Raw genomic sequence first — 19,401 nt, 5'->3', positions numbered from 1 at the left:
GGGAGATGAGCGTCGTCGGCACGAGCAGTTCGCGAGGAGCGCACGCGCGGTCAGGACCGGCCGCGCCCCGGGGCGGACTCGACGACCTGACCGGCCTCGGCGTGCACCCCGACGATCTGCCCGACGGACTCGTCGTCGCAGACGAGCGCGGCCAGGTCGTCTGTTTCAACGCCGCGGCCGAGCGCATCACCGCCGTCCCCGCCGACCGCGCGCTCGGCTCCCCGCTGGAGCGGGCCCTGCCGCTGGAGGACCTCGAAGGCCGGCGCTGGTGGCAGCTCACCGACCCGTACGGCGGCATCGCGACCCGCGTCGGACAGCCCGAGCGGAACCTGCTGCTGCCCGGCGGACGCGAGGTCCTGGTCACCGCGCGTTACGTGCGGACCAGGCCCACCGGCCCCGTGCGCCGCGTCGTCGTCCAGATCCGGGACACCGAGGCCAGGCGCCGCACCGAGCGCAGCCACGCCGAGCTGATCGCCACCGTCGCCCACGAACTGCGCTCCCCGCTCACCTCCGTCAAAGGCTTCACCGCGACACTTCTGGCCAAGTGGGAGCGGTTCACCGATGAACAGAAGCGGCTGATGCTGGAGACCGTCGACGCCGACGCGAACCGGGTGACGCGGCTGATCGCGGAGCTGCTCGACATCTCGCGCATCGACTCCGGCCGTCTCGAGGTGCGGCGCCAGCCCGTCGACATCGGCGCCGCCGTCTCCCGGCACATCCAGGCCCACGTCGCCTCCGGGCGGCCCGCCGACCGCTTCCTGCTGCGGGTCGGCCACCCGCTGCCCGATCTGTGGGCCGACCCCGACAAGGTGGACCAGGTCCTCAGCAATCTGCTGGAAAACGCCGTGCGCCACGGCGAGGGAACCGTCACCATTGACGTCGAGCCGAGTCAGAGCGGCACGTCGGTCACCGTGAGCGACGAAGGCCCCGGCATCCCGGAGGAGTCCATGAACCGCGTCTTCACCCGCTTCTGGCGGGGCAGCAAGCGCGGCGGCACCGGCCTGGGCCTGTACATCGTCAAGGGCATCGTCGAAGCCCACGGCGGCACGATCACCGTGGGGCGGGCGCCCGGTGGCGGCGCCCAGTTCCGATTTATGCTGCCCGTCGGGGCACCCGCGTATCTCACCAGCTGAGCGCCGGGCCCCCACGGGCGCATTCGCACACCTCACCCCCGTTAGACTCGTCCTTTGGCACGTTTGCGTCCCTGCCACTAGACGGCCGTCGAACGCGTCTGCGGGACCCATCAGCCAGCCAATCGGAAGCACGGGAAGAGATGTCGGCACCGAACAAGTCGTACGACCCTGTCGAGGTCGAGGCACTGAAACCGGAAGAGATCGAGCGCGTGCGGGACGAGGCGCTCGCCGCCTTCGCCGCCGCGGACTCGCTCGACGCGCTGCAGGCAGCCAAGGTCGCGCACACCGGCGGCACGTCGCCGCTGTCGCTCGCCAACCGGGAGATCGGCGCGCTGCCGCCGCAGGCCAAGGCCGCGGCCGGCAAGCTCGTCGGCCAGGCCCGCGCCGCCGTCGGCCGGGGCCTCGCCGCCCGCCAGGCCGAGCTGGAGGCCGAGCGCGACGCGCGCGTCCTGGTCGAGGAGGCCGTGGACGTCACGCTGCCCTACGACCGCACGCCGGCCGGCGCCCGCCACCCGCTCACGACCATGATGGAGCGCGTCGCGGACGTCTTCGTGTCCATGGGATACGAGATCGCGGAGGGCCCCGAGGTCGAGGCCGAGTGGTTCAACTTCGACGCGCTGAACTTCACGCCGGACCACCCGGCCCGGCAGATGCAGGACACGTTCTTCGTCGCCGGTCCCGAGGGCCGCGAGAAGACCGTCGGTGACGAGTCCGGCGTCGTGCTGCGCACCCACACCTCCCCGGTGCAGGCGCGCTCGCTGCTCGACCGGGAGCCGCCCGTCTACATCGTCTGCCCCGGCCGCGTGTACCGCACGGACGAGCTGGACGCCACGCACACCCCGGTCTTCCACCAGATCGAGCTCCTCGCGGTGGACGAGGGCCTCACCATGGCCGACCTGAAGGGCACCCTGGACCACATGGTCAAGGCGCTGTTCGGCGACGACATGAAGACCCGCCTCCGCCCCAACTACTTCCCGTTCACCGAGCCGTCCGCAGAGATGGACATGGTCTGCTACGTGTGCCGCGGCGAGTCCGTCGGCAACCCGGACCGGCCGTGCCGCACCTGCGGCAGCGAGGGCTGGATCGAGCTGGGCGGCTGCGGCATGGTCAACCCGCGCGTGCTGACCGCGTGCGGCGTGGACCCCGAGAAGTACAGCGGATTCGCCTTCGGGTTCGGCATCGAGCGGATGCTGATGTTCCGCCACAACGTCGAAGACATGCGAGACATGGTCGAGGGTGACGTCCGGTTCACCCGGCCGTTCGGGATGGAGATCTGATGCGGGTCCCGCTTTCCTGGCTGCGGGAGTACGTCGACCTCCCCGCCACCGAGACCGGCCGCGACGTGCAGACCAAGCTGGTGGGCGTCGGCCTCGAGGTCGAGACCGTCGAGCAGCTCGGCGCCGACCTCAAGGGCCCCCTCGTCGTCGGCCAGGTGCTGACGATCGAGGAGCTCGAGGGCTTCAAGAAGCCGATCCGGTTCTGCACGGTCGACGTCGGCCAGGCCAACGGCACGGGCGAGCCGCAGGAGATCGTCTGCGGCGCCCGGAACTTCGCCGTGGGCGACAAGGTCGTCGTCGTGCTGCCCGGCGCCGAGCTGCCCGGCGGCTTCGCGATCGCCGCGCGCAAGACGTACGGCAAGACGTCGCACGGCATGATCTGCTCCACCGACGAGCTGGGCATGGGCGACGACGGCACGCACGGCATCATCGTGCTGCCGCCCGAGCACGAGGCCGGCACCGACGCCATCGAGCTGCTCGAGCTGGTCGACGAGGTCCTCGACATCGCCGTCACGCCCGACCGCGGCTACTGCCTCTCGATGCGCGGCATCGCCCGTGAGGTCGCCATCGCGTACGGCCTGCCGCTGCGCGACCCGGCGCTGCTCGACGTGCCCGCGCCGAACGCGCACGGCTACCCGGTCCGGGTCTCCGACCCGATGGGCTGCGACCGCTTCACCGCGCGCACCGTCACCGGTCTGAGCCCCGAGGCCCGCTCGCCGATCTGGCTGCAGCGCCGTCTGCAGAAGGCCGGCATGCGCCCGATCTCGCTCGCCGTCGACGTCGCGAACTACGTGATGCTGGAGCTCGGCCAGCCGCTGCACACCTACGACAGCTCCCTCGTCCAGGGCGCGATCGGGGTGCGCCGGGCGGAGCAGGGCGAGAAGATCACCACCCTCGACGGCGTCAAGCGCACGCTGGACGCCGAGGACCTGGTCATCACCGACGAGCGGGGCCCCATCGGCCTCGCCGGTGTGATGGGCGGCGCGAACACGGAGATCGCCGACCACGACGCCGACGCCGGGACCACCGACGTCGTCGTCGAGGCCGCGCACTTCGACGCGATCACCATCGCCCGCACCGCGCGCCGCCACAAGCTGACCTCCGAGGCGTCCAAGCGCTACGAGCGCGGCGTCGACCCGCAGGCCGCCCCCGCCGCGGCCCAGCGCGTCGTCGACCTCCTGGTGCTGCTCGCGGGCGGCACCGCGGAGGAGGGCGTCACGGAGGTCATCGCGCCGGGCGCCCCGCGCACCATCACCATCCCGGCCGACCACCCGGACAAGGTCGCCGGCGTCACGTACGGCCGCGAGACCGTCGTGCGCCGCCTCCAGCAGGTGGGCTGCGACGTCTACGGGCAGGACGACCTGACGGTCACCGTGCCGTCGTGGCGTCCCGACCTGACCGACCCGAACGACCTGGCCGAGGAAGTCATCCGGCTGGAGGGCTACGAGAACCTGCCCTCCACCCTGCCGAAGCCCCCGGCCGGCCGCGGTCTGACCGAGCGGCAGCGCACGCACCGCCGCGTCGGCCGCGCGCTCGCCGGTGCCGGGTACGTCGAGGCGCTCAACTACCCGTTCATCGGGCAGGCCGTCCTCGACCAGCTCGGGCTGCCGGCGGACGACCGCCGCCGGGTCACCGTCGAGCTCGTCAACCCGCTCTCCGACGAGGAGCCCTCGCTCCGCACGACGCTGCTGCCGGGCCTGCTCGGCGCGCTGCGCCGCAACGACGGGCGGGGCAGTCACGACCTGGCGCTCTTCGAGACCGGCCTGGTCTTCCGGCCGACCGGCGAGGAGCACAAGGCGGTCCGGCTGCCCGTCGACCGGCGGCCGACCGACGAGGAGATCGCCGAGCTCACCACCGCGCTGCCGGCCCAGCCGCGCCGCGTCGCCGTCGTCCTCGCGGGCGCCCGCGAGCAGGCCGGCTGGTGGGGCAAGGGCTACCCGTCGACGTGGGCCGACGCCATCGAGGCCGCCCGCATCGTGGCCCGTGAGGCCGGTGTCGAGCTCGCCGTCGACCAGGACCAGCACGAGCCCTGGCACCCGGGCCGGTGCGCCGCGCTGCACGTGATCATCGACGGGGCGAAGACCATCGTCGGGCACGCCGGTGAGCTGCACCCGCGCGTCGTCAAGGCGCTCGGTCTGCCCGCCCGCACCAGCGCGATGGAGCTCGATCTGGACCTCCTGGAGCAGGCGAACGACGGTGCCCTCCAGGCGCCGCGGATCTCCACGTTCCCGGTGGCCACGCAGGACGTCGCGCTCGTCGTCGACAAGGACGTCCCGGCGGCGTTCGTCGAGCACCAGCTGCGGCTCGGTGCCGGTGAACTCCTCGAGGACATCCGGCTGTTCGACGTGTACGAGAACGCGGAGCAGCTCGGCGAGGGCAAGAAGTCCCTCGCCTACGCGCTCCGGTTCCGGGCCGCCGACCGCACCCTGACGGTCGAGGAGGCCAGCGCCGCCCGTGACACGGCGGTCGCCCAGGCCGCCGAGAGCGCGGGCGCGGTGCTGCGCGGCGCGTAACGGCGCAGGCAGGACCCCCTGAGGGGCGCATCCGGACCACCGGGTGCGCCCCTCACTCGTTCGGGTGAGGATTCTCGTCGATCCGGTCCGACCCGGGCAGCCGGTCGCAAGAATCATTGCGGCTGCCGGGCCGACCGGTGCGCGCGCTGAACAGGGCCTAGGGGGCCGTCGGCATGATTCGTACCAGGAACAGGGCACCCACCCGATCCGCTCGCAGCTCCTTCCGCGCCCGCCTCGTCAAAGCCGCCCGCAGCGAACCCGGGCGCATCCGGCGGGTGCTGGTCCTCGCCCTGCCGACGGTGTGGGGAGCCGTCGCGATCTCGTACAAGCTGGCCTGTCCGCTCGCGCAGCAGACCGGGCTCGGCGCCCGGATCGTCAGCAGCGTCGTCTTCTTCGCCGTGGGGACCGGGCTCATACTCCACGTGCGCCAGGGCCTGCTGCGGGAGTTGCGGGAGATCAGGGCCGTCGCGGGCGCCGCGCAGAACGTGCTGATCCGCCCGCTGCCACCCCGCCTCGACGGGCTCGCCCTCGCCGCCGGACAGCTCTCCGCCGACCGGGGGGCCAGTGTCGGCGGCGATCTGTACGACGTCGTGGCCACCGACCACGGGGTGCGGGTGGTGATGGGCGATGTGCGCGGGCACGGCCTGGCCGCTCTCGCCACCGTCGGTGCCGTCCTCGGCAGCTTCCGCGAGGCCGCCCACGACGAGCCCGAGCTCGGCCGGGTGCTGCGCCGGCTGGAGCGGGCGCACGCCCGGCACCTGCGGCAGCGGTCGCGGGACGAGCATCCGGCGACCCTGGGCGCGGAGCCGGACCATCCGCTCGCGGAGGAGTTCGTCACGGTGCTGCTCCTGGAGATCCGCCCGGACGGCGCGGTGCACGCGCTCAACTGCGGTCACCCGTGGCCGTATCTGCTGCGCCCCGGCGCCGAGCGCTGCGTCGAGCCGATGACCGGCGGCGACCCGATGCCGCCGCTCGGCCCGTTCCCGCTGCCCGCCGAGCTCGCGCCCGTGCGGTGCGGGCGGGTCCTGCCGGGCGAGGGACTGCTGCTGCACACCGACGGGATCGAGGACGCCCGCGACGGTCATGGCCGGTTCTTTCCGCTGCAGTCCACGCTGACGGACGTCGTGCGCCGCAGGACCGTCGTACCGCAGGCGGTGCTGCACGCGGTGTACGGCCGACTCCTGCGCCACATCGGCGGGTTGCCCAGCGACGACGCGGCCGTGCTGGTGCTGCGCAACGACCGCAGGCGGGTTCCGGTGCAGTCCGGCGAGCCCGTCGTCCGCACCGCCCACAAGGTCCTCTGACATCCGTAACCCCCAGGGGGCGTCGTCCGCCCGCCGCGGAGTGTCGGGCAGGCGAGCGGGCGGACGACGCGGGATCGGGCCGCCGCACTGTACGAGGGGGAGCCGGCGGCCCGGCCGGCCTCTTTCGAGGCAGTTCAGTCAAGCGGGTGGAAACCGGCCACAACAGAGTGCACAGCGCCCGGAGTTGGGCATTCCGATCACACCCCGTGTGAAGGCGCCTGGACTAGGCTGCCAGCACCGAGCCAACGGAGGGCATCCATGCAGCCCAACACCCTGCTCGACGCGATCCTGGACGAGGCCGGCATCTCCCACGCGGGCCTCGCCGCCCATGTGAACCACGCGGGCAAGGCCCGCGGGCTCGCCCTGCGCTACGAACACACCGCGGTCGCCCGCTGGCTGAAGGGTCAGCGGCCGCGCGGCCAGGTGCCGGACCTGATCTGCGAGGTGCTCGCCGGGCGCCTCCAGCGGCAGGTCACGCTCGACGACATCGGCCTCGGCATCCCGGGCGAACCGGCGGCTCCGCACGGCTCGACCCTCTCCGGGTTCGTCGAGCGGGCCACCGCCCTGTGGCGCTCCGACGAGCAGCAGCGGCGGCACATCCTCGACGCCCCGGCCGTCACCGGCACCCCGGCCGTGATGCCGGTGTGGGAGTGGGAGAACCCGCCCGAGGACACCGACGTCTCCCGCGGCGGCCGGGTGGCTGTCAGCCCCGCCGACATCGAGATGATGCGGTCGGCCCGCGCGCACTACGAGCAGATGTACCGCAAGGCGGGCGGCATCGCGACGCGCACCAGGATCGTCGGCTTCCTCAACAGCGAGGCGGCGCCCCTGCTGCGCGGCAGCTACACCGACGCGACCGGGCGCCAACTGCACCGCGCCACGGGCGGGTTGGTGGCCATCGCCGGGATCTGCGCGTACGACTCGGACGCGCACGGCCTCGCCCAGCGCTATTTCCACCAGGCGCTGCGGCTCGCGAAGGCGAGCGGGGACCGGGGGCTCGGCGCGTACGTCATAGCGCTGCTGGTGAACCAGTCGCTGCACATGCGCGAGCACCGGCAGGCGGTCGCCTTCGCGGAGGCGGCCCTGCGGGCCGCGGGCCGGCACATCACCCCCGCGCTCGCCTCGGATCTGTACGCGATGCAGGCGAAGGCGTACGCACACCTCGGCGACGGTACGAGTGCCCTGGAGTGCATCCGGCGTGCCGAGTCGGCCGCCGACCGGATCCGCCGCGGACACGAGCCGGACGAGACGGGCTATGTGCAGCCCGGGTTCGTGAACGTGCAGGTGGCGGAAGCGTTGTTGAGCCTCGGGGACTACGCGGGCGCCAAGGAGCACGCGACCGAGGCCGTGCACACCCCGGCGCACGACCGCGGCCGGGTGCACCGGCTCGCCGTGCTCAGCCAGATCCAGCTCCGCCAGGGCAATGCCGACCAGGCGGTGGCCACGGCCGTCCAGATGGCCGAGGCCGCACGGGGCATGGAGTCCCAGAGGCTGCGCGACAGACTCCGGGCGGTACGCGAGCACCTCGTGCGCAGCGGCTGCGCCGGCACGGCCGAGGCCGCCGAACTCATCGACGGGGCGCTGCGCGTACCGCTCTGAGCCCTTGCGTCCATTTCTCGGGCGCTCGTTCACGCCGCTGCTGCGATATTGCCATCAACTCGGCGGAAGGTGGCAGAACCGTGCAGTGGACGAAACAGAACGAACAAACTGTGTATGAAAACCGCTGGTTCAGCGTCAATCTGGCGGATGTCGAGTTGCCGGACGGCCGGCATCTCGACCACTTCGTCATACGGCTCCGCCCCGTGGCCGTGGCCACGGTGGTCAACGAGGCGAACGAAGTGCTGCTGTTGTGGCGGCACCGCTTCATCACCGACAGCTGGGGTTGGGAGCTGGCGGCGGGGGTCGTCGAGGACGGCGAGGACATCGAGTACGCGGCCGCCCGAGAACTGGAGGAGGAGACCGGCTGGCGGCCGGGACCACTGAAGCACCTGATGAGCGTCGAGCCGTCCAACGGCCTCACGGACGCTCGGCACCACATCTACTGGACCGACGAGGGAACGTACATCGGCCACCCCCTGGACGACTTCGAGTCGGACCGAAGGGAGTGGGTCCCGCTCAAACTCGTTCCCGACATGATCGCTCGTGGAGAGGTCCCGGCCGCCAACATGGCGGCCGCGCTACTGCTCCTGCACCATCTCCGGCTCGGCTAGCGCCCGTCAGGGCGAGCGCTAGTGACCGAGTGCCTGCCATACGGCGATGGCGAGTGCCCCGACGGCGGTCAGTGCCGCCACCGCGGGCAGCGGCCATCGGGTGTGTTCGAGCGCCTTGACGCGTGCGCTCAGATCGTCCTGATCCTTGGCGCTCTGGTCGTCGCGATGGGCGAGCAGGGCCAGTTGACCGTCGATACGGGTCAGTCCGACCTCGAAGACACGGCGTAACTCTGCGAGTTCTTCGGGGACCACGGGATGCTCCGGGTCGGTGGTCACGAGTCCGCTCCTTTCCGTAGTCGTCACATCCCTGTTGTGCGCATCGGAAGTCAACTCGCCTGGTGGACGCGGCGGGAGCGTGTGCGATGGGCATATGCGAGTCACCCTCGCGCGCCCCGTGCGAAGCGAACGGACCCGGTGCTAGAAAGAGCACCGGGTCCGTTCGGCGAATACGGAGTGTTATGGGGATCAGGCGTACGTGTAGAACCCCGAGCCCGACTTGCGGCCGAGCCGGCCCGCGTCGACCATCCGCTGCAGCAGCGGGGGAGCGGCGTACAGCGGCTCCTTGTACTCGGCGTACATCGAGTCCGCGATGGAGACGATGGTGTCGAGACCGATCAGGTCGGACAGCTTGAGCGGGCCCATCGGGTGGGCGCAGCCGAGCTCCATGCCGTTGTCGATGTCCTCGCGGCTGGCGATGCCCGACTCGAACATCCGGATCGAGGACAGCAGGTACGGCACCAGCAGCGCGTTCACCACGAAGCCCGAGCGGTCCTGGGCGCGGATCGCGTGCTTGCCGAGGATCTTCTCGACCAGGGCCTGGGCGCGGCTGATCGTGCCCTCGGACGTGGTCAGGGCCGGGATCAGCTCGACGAGCTTCTGCACCGGGGCCGGGTTGAAGAAGTGGATGCCGATGACGTGGTCGGGGCGGGACGTCGCCACGGCCAGCTTCACCAGCGGGATGGACGAGGTGTTCGAGGCGAGGATCGCGTCGGAGCGGGTCACGACCTGGTCGAGGACCTGGAAGATCTCCGTCTTGACCTGCTCGTTCTCCACGACGGCCTCGATGACCAGGTCACGGTCGGCGAACTCGCCCAGGTCGGTGGTGAAGGTGAGGCGCGACTGCGTCTCCTCCAGCTCCTCCTCGCTGATCTTGCCGCGGGAGGCCGCCTTGGCGAGGGAGTTGAGCAGCCGGGTCCGGCCGATCTCCAGGGCTTCTCCGGTGGTCTCGGCCACCTTCACGTCCAGTCCGGCCCGGGCGCAGACCTCTGCGATCCCGGCGCCCATCTGGCCACAGCCCACCACTCCGACGCGTGTGATGTCAGTCAAGGTGTCCGTCACCTCGTGCCTTTCGCTGATCGTCCGGGGTCGCCGGCGGCAGTGCTCTACAGGGTCTTTCGGATCTGCACGTTACCCCGTAGACATGGGAGGGGTGGAGTCCGGGTTAACGCCTGTTCATCCGGACAACACGGTGGCACAAGCGTGATGGGGGGAGCTATGGGACGTATCTCACGTCGGGGGTTCACGGTCGGCGCCGCGCTGACTCTGGCCGGGCTCACGGCGGGCGACGCCGTCGCGGCCGGCAGGAGCACAACGGGACAAAAGGCGCGTAACGGGCGGGAGATGCGCGGGATGTGGCTCGCGACCGTCGCCAACCGGGACTGGCCGTCGCGGTCCGGGCTGACCGCAGACGAGCAGCGCGCCGAGCTGCTCGGGCAGCTCGACACGGCCGTGCGGCGCCGGCTGAACGCGGTGGTCTTCCAGGCGCGGCCGACCGCCGACTCCCTGTGGCCGTCCCCGTACGAACCCTGGTCCGAGGTGCTCACCGGGACCCAGGGCAAGGACCCCGGCTGGGACCCGCTGGGCACGGCCGTGACGGAGGCGCACCGGCGCGGCCTGGAGCTGCACGCCTGGTTCAACCCGTACCGGATCGCCAACCACACGGATCCGGGCCGTCTCGTCCCCACGCACCCCGCCCGCCTGCACCCCGAGTGGGTCGTGCCCTACGGCGGCAAGCTCTACTACAACCCGGGTCTGCCCGAGGTCCGCCGCTTCGTGCAGGACGCGATGATCGACGCGGTGCGGAAGTACCCGGTCGACGCGGTGCACTTCGACGACTACTTCTACCCGTACCCCGTCGCCGGCCAGACCTTCGACGACGACGCGGCCTACGCGACGTACGGCGGCGGCTTCCCCGACCGGGCGGCCTGGCGGCGGGACAACATCGACCGGCTGGTGCGGGAGACGGCCCGCCGGATCAGGAAGGTGCGGCCGCGGACCCGGTTCGGCATCAGCCCGTTCGCGGTGTGGCGCAACCGGGCGACCGACCCCGAGGGGTCCGACACGACCGCGGGCGTGCAGACCTACGACAACCTGCACGCGGACACCCGCAAGTGGGTGCGGGAGCGCTGGATCGACTACGTCGTGCCGCAGGTGTACTGGAACATCGGCTTCGCCGCGGCCGACTACGCGAAGCTCCTGCCGTGGTGGAGCGACGTGGTGCGCGGCACCGGCGTGCGCCTCTACATCGGCGAGGCCCTCTACAAGGCGGGCGATCCGGCGCAGCCCGCCGCCTGGCAGGACCCGGCCGAGCTGTCCCGGCACCTCACGTACGCGAAGGGGTTCCCCGAAGTGCGCGGGCACGTCTTCTTCTCGGCCAAGGAGGTCGGACAGGACAAGATCGGGGCGATGGCCCGGGTGGTCGCGGACCACTACGCGAGGAGCGCCCCCGCCGTGCCGTCGGCGCCCGCTACTCCTGCTGACGGATGACGCGCCGCACGACCGAGTCGGGGCCCGGCGACATGATCGCCTCGTGGCCGTCCTCGAAGCGGACCCGGAACGGCGGCCCCTCGTCCGCGCCGAGGACCTCGATGATCTCCGCGACCCGGTCGTGCTGCCCGACGATCCGGCCGTGCACCAGGAGCTGGTCGCCTACGGTTGCGCGCATCAGGAGTGACCCCCTCGCCGTACCCGTGAGTTGCGGCAAGTGTACGGCCGGTCAAGGGAGTTGGAACCTCTCAGCCGCGTGAGCGTTGGGTGACCGCGATGCACACCAGGACCGCGAGCGCGGTGAGCGGAGCGGCCACCGGCAGGTCCTCCCCGAGCAGGAACACCGACCAGAGGAGGGTCAGCAGGGGCTGGGCGAGCTGGAGTTGGCTCGCCTTGGGGATGCCGATCAGACCCATGCCCTTGTACCAGACCACCAGGCCGAGGAACTGCGAGCCCGCCGCCACCCACAGCAGCCCGGCCACCGCGTGCCCGGTGAGACGCACGGGCTCGTACGCGAGGGCGACGGCCGTGCCGGCGACGGCGATCGGCAGGCAGAGCACCAGTGCCCAGGCGATGACCTGCCAGCCCGGCATGACCTTGGCGAGCCGGCCGCCCTCGGTGTAGCCCGCCGCGCAGATCAGCAGCGCCGCGAAGAGGTAGAGATCGGCCCGGGACAGGGCGCCGCCGCTCTGCTGCACGGTGAACCCGATCACCGCCGCCGCGCCGGCGCACGCGGCGATCCAGAACGTCCGCGACGGCCTGGCCCCCGTGCGCAGCGACGAGAACACCGCCGTGGTCAGCGGCAGCAGTCCCACGACCACCGCCGAGTGCGCGGTCGTCGCCGTCCCAAGGGCCAGCGTGGTGAGCATCGGGAAGCCGAGCACCACCCCGGCCGCCACGACGGCGAGTCCCGCCCAGTGCCGGCGCTGCGGCAGCGGCACGCGCAGGGCGAGCAGACTGGCCCCCGCGATCACGGCGGCGAGCACGCTGCGCACGCTCACCAGCGACCAGGGACCGAAGCCCTCCAGGCCCCAGGCGGTGGCGGGGAAGGTGAGGGAGAACGCGGTGACGCCGAGGGCGGCGAGCGCGGTGCCCGACCGGGTGACGGAGCGGGGCGCGAGGGGCTCCCGGCGGCCGGACACCGCTATCGTGTGGCGATCGGTAGCGCTATTCTCTGTCTTCATGCACGAGCGTAGCAGTGTGGATGAACTGGCGAAACAGCTCAGATCCGAGCTGAATCGCTACTCTCAGGGTGAGAAGCTGCCGTCCAGTCGCTCCCTCGTGGAGCGATTCAGGGTCAGCCCGGTCACGGTCTCGCGGGCCCTGGCCCAGCTCGCCGCCGAGGGGCTCGTCGTGACCCGGCCGGGCGCGGGCGCCTTCAAGGCCGGCGCCCGCACCGCGACGGCGCCGGTCGGTGACACCTCCTGGCAGGAGGTCGCTCTCAGCGCGGACGCCGCGACCGAACTCGTGCCCCGCGCCGTCGACGCGTCGGGCGTCCTGGTGACGCTGTCCGCGCCGCCGCCCGGCGTCGTCGAGTTCAACGGGGGCTATCTGCACGAGGGCCTGCAGCCGGGCGCCGCGATGGCCGCCGCGCTGGCCCGCGCGGGCCGCCGCCCCGGCGCCTGGAACCGGCCGCCCGTCGACGGGGTGCCCGCGCTGCGCGAGTGGTTCGCGCGCGGCATCGGCGGAGCGATCACCGCCGCCGAGGTGCTCGTCACCTCCGGCGGGCAGTCGGCGCTGGCCACGGCGCTGCGGGCGCTCGCCCCGCCCGGTGCGCCGGTGCTCGTCGAGTCGCCGACCTACCCCGGGATGCTGGCGATCGCGCGGGCCGCGGGCCTGCGCCCGGTGCCGGTGCCCGTCGACCGCGACGGCGTCCGGACCGACCTGCTGGAGCAGGCGTTCCGGGCGACCGGTGCCCGCCTCTTCGTGTGTCAGCCGCTGTTCCAGAACCCGACCGGCGCGGTGCTCTCGCCCGAGCGGCGCCCGGAGATCATGCGCATCGTCCGGGCGGCCGGGGCCTTCATGATCGAGGACGACTTCGTGCGCCGGCTGGTGCACGAGGACGCGGGACCGCTGCCCAGACCACTGGCCGCGGACGATCCGGACGGCGTCGTGGTGCACGTCTGCTCGCTGACGAAGGCGACCTCGCCGAGCCTGCGCATCGGATGCCTCGCCGCGCGCGGGCCCGTGCTCGAACGGCTGCGGGCGATCCAGGTCGTCGACCACCTCTTCGTGCCGGGACCGCTGCAGGAGGCGACCCTCGAACTGGTCGCCTCGCCCGCCTGGCCGCGTCATCTGCGCACGGTGGCAAGGGAGTTGAAGGTGCGGCGCGACATCATGGCGGCCGCGCTCACGCTGCGGCTGCCGGAGCTGCGGCTGCCGCACGTCCCGTCCGGCGGCTACCACCTCTGGGCCCGGCTGCCGGACGGCAAGGACGAGCGCCGCCTCGTCGCGAGCGCGCTGCGGGCGGGCGTCGCGGTCGCTCCCGGCCGCCCCTACTTCGCGGCCGAGCCCCCGGCCCCGTACGTCCGGCTGAGCTTCGTCGCGGTCGGCGGGACGGGGGAGATCGAGGAAGGGGTGCGCAGGCTGCGGACGGCGTACGACGACATGTAGCCGATCGGGTCGCCGCTGCGGAGGCGGAGTGGCGGCAGCCGCGCCGCCGGTGACACAGGGTCAACCCTTGACCCGGGCTACCCGTCGGTACACGATCGCCCGATGCAGCTCAGCGTCACGCTCCTCGCCGCCGCACGCAGCTCCTCCCTGCTCACCGAGCGCTTCGACGACGACCGGCCGCTCGACGAGGCCGGCTGGTACGAGGTGCAGCGCGCGGCGCCCGGGCTCGGCCCGCTCGCCGCCGCCGAACTGCGCTACTGCTCGCCGACCCCGCGCAGCCGGGCCACCGGCGACGCCCTGGGCCTGGCCCCGCTCGCCCAGCCCGCCCTGCGCGACTGCGACATGGGCCGCTGGCGGGGCCGCACCCTCGCCGAGGTCACCGCCGTCGAACCGGCCGCCGTCGACCACTGGCTCGGCGACCCGCGCTCGGCGCCGCACGGCGGGGAGTCGCTGCTCGGCTTCATCACCCGCGTCGGCACCTGGCTGGACACCCGGCCCGTCGGCGGCAGCGGCCGGATGGTGGCGGTCGCCGAGCCGTCCGTGGTCCGTGCCGCCCTGGTCTTCGCGCTGAAGGCGCCGCCGTCGACGTACTGGAACATCGACGTCCGGCCGCTGTCGACGGCGACGGTCGGCGGTCAGGCGGGGCGCTGGAGCCTCAGGCTCGGCGGTAGTCCGTCGTGAGGACCAGGTCCTTCGCCGGGCCCTTCACCCGCCACACCGTCCGCCAGCGCTCCGCGTCGTACACGGTGAACTCACCCCGGTAGAGGTCCGCCGAGCAGGGGTGGTCCGCCACGTGCCGGCCGGAGCGCAGATCGAGGTCGTGGAAGAAGCGGCCGTCCGAGAAGCGCACCACGGCGGTGCCCGGCAGGTCGCCCGGCTCGAAGCGGAGCGTGCGCTCGGCGGGCCGGGAGACCCCGCGCCACACGAACGTGCCGGACTCCACGTGCAGCAGACCGCCACCGTCCAGCGCCGTGAATGCCGTGCCGCCGGTGAACGTGCCGGTCAGGTCGTCGGCGAGGTCGCGCACCGTCCGCTCCACCAGCCAGTCTCCGGCCAGATGCGCCAACACATCGGAAACCGGCCAGAGTTCACTCGTCACGCCCACCACTCTCCGCCACTCCGGGCCACCTCTGCGCGAACCGTTGACGCGCGTTCCGCCACTTCCTATCTTGCCGTTCGCAGTTTAGGACGACGTGCGAGATATCGAACAGTTCCGCAACCACTGTGAAGGATGGCGAGCGCATGACGCGTGGACGACGCAGGCGCTGGAGAATCGGGCTCGGAGCGGCGGTGGGCGCGCTGCTCGCCGGGACGGCCCTCACCCCCTCGGCCGTGGCCGACGACGAGGTGACCGACTACACCGTGACCGTCGACCCGAGCCGCACGGGCGCGGCCATCGACGACACCATGTACGGCGTCTTCTTCGAGGACATCAACCGGGCCGCCGACGGCGGGCTCTACGCCGAGCTCCTGCAGAATCGGTCCTTCGAGTACTCGACCGCCGACAACGCGGCGTACACACCACTGACCGCGTGGACGACCAGCGGCCCGGCGAAGGTCCTCGACGACGACGGCCGGCTCAACGCCAGGAACCGCAACTACCTCTCCCTGAGCGCCGGTTCGTCCGCCGTGAACGCCGCGTACGGCACCGGCATCACCGTCCGGAAGGGCAGCACGTACGACTTCTCGGTGTGGGCGCGCGCCGACACCCGGCTCACCGTGACCCTCCAGGACGCCGACGGGACCCTCGCGACCCCGCGCAGGATCACCACCTCGGGCGGCTGGGCCAAGTACACGGCCACCTTCACCGCGAGCCGCGCCAGCACCACCGGCCGGCTCGCCGTGAGCACGTCCGCGGACGCCGCGCTCGACATGGTCTCCCTCTTCCCCCGCGACACCTACAAGGGCCGGCCGAACGGCCTGCGCAAGGACCTCGCCGAGAAGGTCGCCGCGCTCAAGCCCGGATTCGTGCGCTTCCCCGGCGGCTGCCTCGTCAACACCGGCTCCATGCGGGGCTACGACGAGGCGTCCGGCTACGAGCGCAAGCGCTCGTACCAGTGGAAGGACACCGTCGGCCCGGTCGAGCAGCGTGCCACGAACGCCAACTTCTGGGGCTACAACCAGAGTTACGGGCTCGGCTACTACGAGTACTTCCAGTTCTCCGAGGACATCGGCGCGATGCCGCTGCCCGTCGTGCCCGCCCTCGTCACCGGCTGCGGCCAGAACAGGGCCACCGACGACGACGCCCTGCTGAAGCGCCACGTCCAGGACACCCTCGACCTCATCGAGTTCGCCAACGGCCCCGTCACCAGCACGTGGGGCAAGCTGCGCGCCCGGATGGGGCACCCCGAGCCGTTCCACCTCACCCACCTCGAAGTCGGCAACGAGGAGAACCTGCCGGACGAGTTCTTCGCGCGCTTCACGCAGTTCCGGGCGGCGATCGCGGCGAAGTACCCGGACGTCACCGTCATCTCCAACTCAGGCCCTGACGACAGCGGTGCCACCTTCGACACGGCCTGGAAGCTCAACAAGGACGCCGGCGTCGACATGGTCGACGAGCACTACTACAACAGCCCTCAGTGGTTCCTCCAGAACAACGACCGCTACGACTCCTACGACCGCAGCGGCCCCAAGGTCTTCCTCGGCGAGTACGCCTCGCTCGGCAACCAGTGGTCCAACGCCCTGTCGGAAGCCGCCTACATGACGGGCCTCGAACGCAACGCGGACGTGGTGAAACTCGCCTCGTACGCACCGCTGTTCGCCCGGGACGACACCGTGCAGTGGCGGCCCGACATGATCTGGTTCAACGACCAGAAGTCCTGGGGCTCCGCGGACTACGAGGTGCAGAAGCTGTTCATGCGCAACGTGGGCGACCGGGTCGTGCCGTCCACCGCCACCGCCACCCCGGCCACCCTCCGGCCGATCACCGGCGCCGTCGGCCTGTCGACGTGGGCGACCAGCGCCGCCTACGACGACGTTCGGGTCACGGGCGCCGACGGCACGAGCCTGCTGACCGACGACTTCAGCGGCGACGCGGCGCAGTGGACCGGCTCGGGCAGCGGCGACTGGAGCGTCCAGGACGGCCAGTACGTGCAGTCCGACGCGGCCGCCGAGAACACCATGGTCACCGCGGGCGACCCGAGCTGGCACGACTACGACCTGCACGTGAAGGCCACTAAGAAGTCCGGCAAGGAGGGCTTCCTCGTCGCCTTCGGAGTCAAGGACACCGGCAACTACTACTGGTGGAACCTCGGCGGCTGGAACAACACCTCGTCCGCCGTCGAGCAGGCCGTGAACGGCGGCAAGGGAACCCTGATCTCCAAGGCCGGATCCATCGAGACGGGCCGCGCCTACGACATCGACATCAAGGTGCGCGGCCGCCAGGTGACCCTGTACCTCGACGGTCAGGAGTGGGGCTCGTTCAAGGACGACAAGCCCGCCGAGCCGTTCCGCCAGGTCGTCACTGAGGACAAGAAGACCGGTGACCTGATCGTCAAGGTCGTCAACGCGCAGGACGCGCAGGCCCGGACGACGGTGGACCTCGGCGGCGTCAAGGCCGCGAAGTCCGCCGCCGTGACGACGCTGACGGCGGCGCCGGACGCCGAGAACACCGCCACCGAGATGCCCGTGAAGCCGGTGACGTCGACCTTCAAGGGGGTCGCGGACACCTTCACCTACACGTTCCCGGCGAACTCGGTGACCTTCCTGAGGATCAAGAAGGGCTGACACCCGGGGCCGCGGTCACGGTGTGCCCGGGGGCGAGCAGGGCCGTCCCCGCGAGCGCCGTGACCGCGTGCTCCACCCGGGCCGTGCACCGCGTGTCCCCGCACTCGCAGGAGAAGGGGGCGCGCAGACCGTCGGGCGGGCCCGGCGCCCAGGGGCGGGCGAAGAACCCGGCGTACTGCGCGACGACGGCCTCGTTCGCCTCGCGCAGCAGGTGGCACCGCTCGGCGCGGCCGGCGGCGTGCGGGCCCGCGGCGAGCTCCGCCCGCCAGCGGTCGGCGACCGCGGCCACCACGTCCGTGTCGCCGTCGACGGTCAGGAACGGTGCGCCCGCGTCCCGCACCTCGGCCTCGATCACCTCGGCGAGACGCCGGTACAGGCGCAGTCGGCCCGCGTCCAGTTCCCGCTCCCCGAGCCGCTTCCCCAGCAGCTCGGGGGTGGGCAGCAGCCACAGTGCGGCCCGCCCCGGCAGCGCCCCGGCCAGCCGCGGCGTGATCACGGTGCCCTCCGCCACGGTCAGTGGGGCGGGCGGCAGGGCCCGTACGTCGTCCGCGACCATCGGCCCCCGCTCGTCGTGCAGGGCCATGGCCAGCAGCTCGTCCACCGGGGCCGCCCAGCGCTCGTCGGGCGACAGCGTCTCGAACCGCACGGCGGCCGCGACGCCCCGCGCGACGGCCAGGGCCCGGTGCGCCCAGGTGCGGGTGTCCGCGTGGTACCGGCGCAGCCCGTGGCGGCGGGCCAGCAACTCGGCGACGGTCGACTTGCCGGCGCCCGGCGGACCGCCCAGCCACAGCACGTCCGGCCGCCCGACCGGCAGTACGTCCGGCATCCGCCTAGCCGTTGACGAACTTGATGCTGTTGGCGTCGTAGCGGGCCCCCGCCACCTCGTCGGCCGGAGCCGCCGCGTCGATCGCCGCGAGGTCGTCGGCGGAGAGCTCCAGGGTGGCCGCCGCGACGTTCTCCTCCAGGTACTTCTGGCGGCGCGTGCCCGGGATCGGCACCACGTCGTCGCCCTGGTGCTGCACCCAGGCGAGCGCCAACTGACCGGCCGTGACGCCCTTCCGGGCCGCCAGCTCCTCCAGCCGGGCCACGATCCCGAGGTTGCGCTCCAGGTTCCCGTCGGTGAACCGCGGCTGGCCGCGCCGCATGTCGCCGTCCTCGAAGCTGTCCGCCGACTTGTAGGCACCCGTGAGGAAGCCGCGCCCGAGCGGCGAGAACGGCACCAGCCCGATGCCCAGCTCCCGGCAGACCGGCAGCACGTCGGCCTCCAGGTCGCGCGTCCACAGCGAGTACTCGCTCTGCAGCGCCGCGACCGGGTGCACGGCGTGCGCCCTGCGCAGCGTCTCAGGACCCGCCTCCGACAGCCCGATGTGCCGGACCTTGCCCTCCTTCACCAGGTCCGCGAGGGCGCCCACCGTCTCCTCGACGGGCACCTCGCGGTCGACGCGGTGCACGTAGTACAGATCGATGTGGTCGACGCCGAGGCGGCGCAGCGACGCCTCGCACGCCTGCCGCACGTACGCCGCGTCGCCCCGGATCCTCGTGGGCTCGCCCAGCCTGTTGGCGAAGCCGAACTTCGTCGCGACGACCGCCTGTTCGCGTCGGCCGGGGGCGGCGAGGGCGCGGCCGATCAGCTCCTCGTTGTGTCCGACGCCGTAGAAGTCGGAGGTGTCGAGCAGCGTGACGCCCAGGTCCAGGGCGCGGTGCAGGGTGCCGATCGACTGCTCGTCGTCGGCGGCGCCGTAGGCGTGACTCATCCCCATGCAGCCCAGGCCCTGCGCGGAGACGGTGAGCGCGCCGAGCCGGCGCGTCGGAAGGTCCGTCATGGGTGTCTGCCTCCTGCGGTGTGCCGGTGGGTAACG

At 72.1% G+C, this 19,401-nt stretch carries 17 protein-coding genes; 10 read left to right on the top strand and 7 right to left on the bottom strand.

Annotated elements, in window-relative coordinates:
• Positions 1 to 5 precede the first annotated feature (5 nt).
• The 6 genes from RBJ77_RS55740 to RBJ77_RS55715 all read left to right on the top strand — a co-directional run bounded on the left by RBJ77_RS55740 (position 6) and on the right by RBJ77_RS55715 (position 8,437).
• A complete protein-coding gene (locus RBJ77_RS55740) occupies positions 6 to 1,133 on the top strand; it encodes an ATP-binding protein (RefSeq protein WP_372351998.1) in 1,128 nt (375 codons plus the stop codon).
• Positions 1,134 to 1,273: 140 nt separating this feature from the next.
• Positions 1,274 to 2,410, top strand: coding sequence for a phenylalanine--tRNA ligase subunit alpha (gene pheS, locus RBJ77_RS55735; protein WP_255977223.1), 1,137 nt, complete (start codon positions 1,274 to 1,276; stop codon positions 2,408 to 2,410).
• Complete coding sequence (gene pheT, locus RBJ77_RS55730; protein WP_372351997.1) at positions 2,410 to 4,923, top strand: phenylalanine--tRNA ligase subunit beta; 2,514 nt, start codon at positions 2,410 to 2,412, stop codon at positions 4,921 to 4,923. The genes pheS and pheT overlap by 1 nt, the downstream gene beginning before the upstream one ends.
• 173 nt (positions 4,924 to 5,096) lie before the next feature.
• Positions 5,097 to 6,227, top strand: coding sequence for a PP2C family protein-serine/threonine phosphatase (locus tag RBJ77_RS55725; RefSeq protein ID WP_372351996.1), 1,131 nt, complete (start codon positions 5,097 to 5,099; stop codon positions 6,225 to 6,227).
• Positions 6,228 to 6,485: 258 nt separating this feature from the next.
• Positions 6,486 to 7,826, top strand: coding sequence for a transcriptional regulator (locus tag RBJ77_RS55720; protein WP_372351995.1), 1,341 nt, complete (start codon positions 6,486 to 6,488; stop codon positions 7,824 to 7,826).
• Positions 7,827 to 7,906: 80 nt separating this feature from the next.
• Positions 7,907 to 8,437, top strand: coding sequence for an NUDIX hydrolase (locus RBJ77_RS55715; protein ID WP_255977215.1), 531 nt, complete (start codon positions 7,907 to 7,909; stop codon positions 8,435 to 8,437).
• A gap of 18 nt (positions 8,438 to 8,455) precedes the next feature.
• Here the strand turns inward: RBJ77_RS55715 and RBJ77_RS55710 are convergent, their stop codons facing one another.
• Both RBJ77_RS55710 and RBJ77_RS55705 read right to left on the bottom strand, forming a co-directional pair.
• Positions 8,456 to 8,713: a hypothetical protein gene (locus RBJ77_RS55710; RefSeq protein ID WP_255977213.1), complete on the bottom strand. Its 258-nt coding sequence runs from the start codon at positions 8,711 to 8,713 to the stop codon at positions 8,456 to 8,458.
• 189 nt (positions 8,714 to 8,902) lie between these two features.
• Positions 8,903 to 9,763, bottom strand: coding sequence for a 3-hydroxybutyryl-CoA dehydrogenase (locus tag RBJ77_RS55705; RefSeq protein ID WP_372351994.1), 861 nt, complete (start codon positions 9,761 to 9,763; stop codon positions 8,903 to 8,905).
• A 168-nt stretch (positions 9,764 to 9,931) separates the two neighbouring features.
• Between RBJ77_RS55705 and RBJ77_RS55700 the strand changes: the two genes are divergently transcribed.
• The gene (locus tag RBJ77_RS55700) at positions 9,932 to 11,203 is read left to right on the top strand and encodes a glycoside hydrolase family 10 protein (protein WP_372351993.1); all 1,272 of its coding nucleotides are present in this window, start codon (positions 9,932 to 9,934) and stop codon (positions 11,201 to 11,203) included.
• On the opposite strand, the gene RBJ77_RS55695 is transcribed toward RBJ77_RS55700, so the two are convergent.
• Both RBJ77_RS55695 and RBJ77_RS55690 read right to left on the bottom strand, forming a co-directional pair.
• Positions 11,184 to 11,381 carry a DUF1918 domain-containing protein gene (locus tag RBJ77_RS55695; protein WP_372351992.1) on the bottom strand — a complete coding sequence of 66 codons (198 nt, stop codon included), beginning with the start codon at positions 11,379 to 11,381 and terminating at the stop codon, positions 11,184 to 11,186. The genes RBJ77_RS55700 and RBJ77_RS55695 overlap by 20 nt on opposite strands.
• Before the next feature lie 70 nt (positions 11,382 to 11,451).
• Positions 11,452 to 12,387, bottom strand: coding sequence for a DMT family transporter (locus RBJ77_RS55690; protein ID WP_372351991.1), 936 nt, complete (start codon positions 12,385 to 12,387; stop codon positions 11,452 to 11,454).
• Here RBJ77_RS55690 and RBJ77_RS55685 point away from each other — a divergent pair.
• Both RBJ77_RS55685 and RBJ77_RS55680 read left to right on the top strand, forming a co-directional pair.
• Entirely contained in the window at positions 12,386 to 13,816 is a 1,431-nt protein-coding gene (locus tag RBJ77_RS55685) for a PLP-dependent aminotransferase family protein (RefSeq protein ID WP_372351990.1), read from the top strand. The two genes, RBJ77_RS55690 and RBJ77_RS55685, sit on opposite strands and share 2 nt — an antisense overlap.
• Before the next feature lie 102 nt (positions 13,817 to 13,918).
• The gene (locus tag RBJ77_RS55680; protein ID WP_372351989.1) at positions 13,919 to 14,497 is read left to right on the top strand and encodes a histidine phosphatase family protein; all 579 of its coding nucleotides are present in this window, start codon (positions 13,919 to 13,921) and stop codon (positions 14,495 to 14,497) included.
• Here RBJ77_RS55680 and RBJ77_RS55675 read toward each other — a convergent pair.
• Positions 14,472 to 14,915: a DUF6314 family protein gene (locus RBJ77_RS55675; protein WP_372351988.1), complete on the bottom strand. Its 444-nt coding sequence runs from the start codon at positions 14,913 to 14,915 to the stop codon at positions 14,472 to 14,474. The two genes, RBJ77_RS55680 and RBJ77_RS55675, sit on opposite strands and share 26 nt — an antisense overlap.
• Before the next feature lie 143 nt (positions 14,916 to 15,058).
• Between RBJ77_RS55675 and RBJ77_RS55670 the strand changes: the two genes are divergently transcribed.
• Positions 15,059 to 17,542 carry an alpha-L-arabinofuranosidase C-terminal domain-containing protein gene (locus RBJ77_RS55670; RefSeq protein WP_372351987.1) on the top strand — a complete coding sequence of 828 codons (2,484 nt, stop codon included), beginning with the start codon at positions 15,059 to 15,061 and terminating at the stop codon, positions 17,540 to 17,542.
• Here RBJ77_RS55670 and RBJ77_RS55665 read toward each other — a convergent pair.
• Positions 17,529 to 18,368, bottom strand: coding sequence for a hypothetical protein (locus RBJ77_RS55665; protein WP_372351986.1), 840 nt, complete (start codon positions 18,366 to 18,368; stop codon positions 17,529 to 17,531). The two genes, RBJ77_RS55670 and RBJ77_RS55665, sit on opposite strands and share 14 nt — an antisense overlap.
• A 4-nt stretch (positions 18,369 to 18,372) precedes the next feature.
• Complete coding sequence (locus RBJ77_RS55660) at positions 18,373 to 19,365, bottom strand: aldo/keto reductase (RefSeq protein ID WP_372351985.1); 993 nt, start codon at positions 19,363 to 19,365, stop codon at positions 18,373 to 18,375.
• Between the last annotated feature and the right edge of the window lie 36 nt (positions 19,366 to 19,401).

The organism is Streptomyces sp. KL116D, from assembly GCF_030766975.1.
GTDB classification, from domain to species: domain Bacteria; phylum Actinomycetota; class Actinomycetes; order Streptomycetales; family Streptomycetaceae; genus Streptomyces; species Streptomyces longispororuber_A.
The sequence above is the reverse complement of the archived record's forward strand: the minus strand, read 5'-3'. Positions and strand labels throughout refer to the sequence as shown.